The organism is Streptomyces spongiae, from assembly GCF_009377185.1.
In the GTDB taxonomy this organism is placed as follows: Bacteria; Actinomycetota; Actinomycetes; order Streptomycetales; family Streptomycetaceae; genus Streptomyces; species Streptomyces spongiae.
In genome coordinates this window covers 1-2055 of the sequence record NZ_VJZC01000976.1, presented here as the reverse complement: position 1 = coordinate 2055, position 2055 = coordinate 1, and the positions used below count along the sequence as shown (strand labels likewise).

At 69.8% G+C, this 2055-nt stretch carries 2 protein-coding genes and 1 pseudogene; 2 read left to right on the top strand and 1 reads right to left on the bottom strand.

Annotation, left to right across the window (positions count from 1 at the left end):
* Positions 1-96 precede the first annotated feature (96 nt).
* Positions 97-900, bottom strand: coding sequence for an endonuclease I family protein (locus tag FNH08_RS49340; RefSeq protein ID WP_152778493.1), 804 nt, complete (start codon positions 898-900; stop codon positions 97-99).
* Positions 901-1192: 292 nt separating this feature from the next.
* Here FNH08_RS49340 and FNH08_RS49335 point away from each other — a divergent pair, with 292 nt between their 5' ends.
* Both FNH08_RS49335 and FNH08_RS52860 read left to right on the top strand, forming a co-directional pair.
* Positions 1193-1753, top strand: coding sequence for an RNA polymerase sigma factor (locus FNH08_RS49335; protein WP_322726656.1), 561 nt, complete (start codon positions 1193-1195; stop codon positions 1751-1753).
* Positions 1750-2055: pseudogene (locus FNH08_RS52860) on the top strand (hypothetical protein); the annotation flags it as partial. The gene FNH08_RS49335 and the pseudogene FNH08_RS52860, both read left to right, overlap by 4 nt.

The following is a 2055-nucleotide window of genomic DNA, read 5'->3' as shown; positions in this document are numbered from 1 at the left end:
CCACTCCTCCCACCCGAAACGCCCAGGACGACGCCCAGAGCGTGCACTCTGGGCGTCGTCGGAGTCGAGCGAATTCCGGGAGTCCGGGAGGGCGTCCTACCAGATCGACTCGACCCACTCCGGGTGGTCGATGAACGGGTTGCGGTTGCCCTGGTACGAGTCGTAGATGATCTCGTTGCGGCGCTCCTCGAAGGAGTCCGGCGGGTCCTCGTCGTTCCACGCCTTCAGGACGGAGAGGCGGCCCATGTAGGGCACGCTGCCGTTGGTGACGGCGTCGTTGGGCTCCAGGTCGGGCCAGCTGTCGTCGCCCTCGTAGCGGACGGCCATGTAGAGGATCATGCGGGCCACGTCACCCTTGACGGCGTCGCGCGGCTCGAAGGAGTTGGAGTCCGTGAGGCTGCCGCCGCTGTTGGTGAAGCTGCTGCCGCCGTTGTCGAAGTCCTTGTTGCCGCGGATGGAGTTGGCCTGGACGTCCTCGGGGCGCAGGTGGTGCAGGTCGGTTCCGGGTCCCGCCGAGGTGCCGAAGTCGCCGTGGGACTGCGCCCACACGTGCTCGCGGTTCCAGTTTCCGGTGTTGCCGCCGTTCAGCGACTTGCTGCGGGAGATGCCGGAGTAGAGCAGCTTCACGTTGCTGCTGTTGTTGGGGTCCTGGTCGGTGACCTTCAGCGCGTTCCAGACCGCCGAGTACGAGATCTTCGTCTGGTCGCTGATGATCGTGTGCAGGGAGTCCTTGAGGGCCGTGCCGGTCTTGCCGATCGCGTCCGCGTAGTACGTGTCGTCGTACGCGGTCGTCGTCGCGGCGGCGGGAGAGGCGGTTGCCGTGGGCAGGGCGAGTCCGGCGAGCAGGGCCGAGGCCGTCAGCGCCAGGAATCTCCGGCGGCGTGTGTGCGTGGCGGGCATATGGGGTGTCCGTTCTACGCGGGTTGATTGAGCGGCCAACGGACAGGAGAGTGACATGGACATGCAGTCAAAGAGGTGAACGAGATGGGTCGGTTATGTGTTGAGATCCTGTGAGTCAGTCACTTCATGGTGAATAAGAACTTATCGCCGTATGTAGCGAGTTGAGTGCAGGCTGGAGTGGAGTGCGGGCGGCTGTCGACGCGCTCCGGCCCCGCGAGTCCTGTGAGCCCCTTGTGTGACGGGGATCACCTCCGGGGGAAAACCTGCCGTGCGGGCCCGGCGTCTTGCGGGTGTGAGATCACTCAGGAAGGCACCGGGCGAGCTGGACGAGGAGCGTCTCGTCCGGCTGGTGGCCAAGGGCGACCGCGCCGCGTTCGAGGAGCTGTACCGGCGCACCGCGCCGTGGATGGCGGTGCGGCTGAGCCGCCGCTGCGCCGACGAGCAGATCGTCGCCGAGGTCATGCAGGAGACGTACCTGGCGGTGTGGCGCGCGGCGAGCGCGTTCGCCGGCTCCGCGGTCGGGGGAACGGCCGTCGGCTGGCTGTGGACGATCGCGGCGCGCCGCCTCGTCGACGCGTTCCGGCGCAGGGCCCACCACGCGGAGCCGCCGCCGGCGGCCGCCTCGCAGCCCGTGGCGCCCGCTGCCGAGGAGGAGGTGCTCGCGGCGACCGTCGGCGGTGACGTCGGCGACGCGCTGCGGCGCCTCGCGCCGGAACTCAGACAGGTACTGCAGGCCATGGTGCTCGACGGCCTGTCCGTCCGGGAGACCGCGGTCCTGCTCGGACTGCCCGAGGGCACAGTCAAGACCCGTGCCCGCAGGGCCCGGACCGAGATGCGGAGGGCGCTGGCATGAGCGGGGAACACGCGTCGATGCGGAGCATCGACGGCTACGCGCGCGGCGACACGGACATCGCCGCCGACGAGGTGTGGGCCTTGGAGGCCCATCTGGTGGCGTGCCGGGTGTGCCGTGACCGGCTGTCGGCCGCCGTCATGGCACAGTCGACGGCCGCCGCGGCGGCGGCGCAGGCGCCGGTCGCTCCGGTTGTGGGGTCGGGCGTTGTGGCGGAGGGGTTGGTCGCTCCGGTTGTGGGGCCGGGCGTTGTGGGGGAGAGGTCGGCTGCCCCGGCTGCGGGGCCGGGCGTTGTGGGGGAGGCG

What these genes read in the sequence shown, in the direction of transcription:
- FNH08_RS49340 (WP_152778493.1), bottom strand. Translation starts at nt 900, where the DNA reads ATGCCCGCCACGCACACACGCCGCCGGAGATTCCTGGCGCTGACGGCC.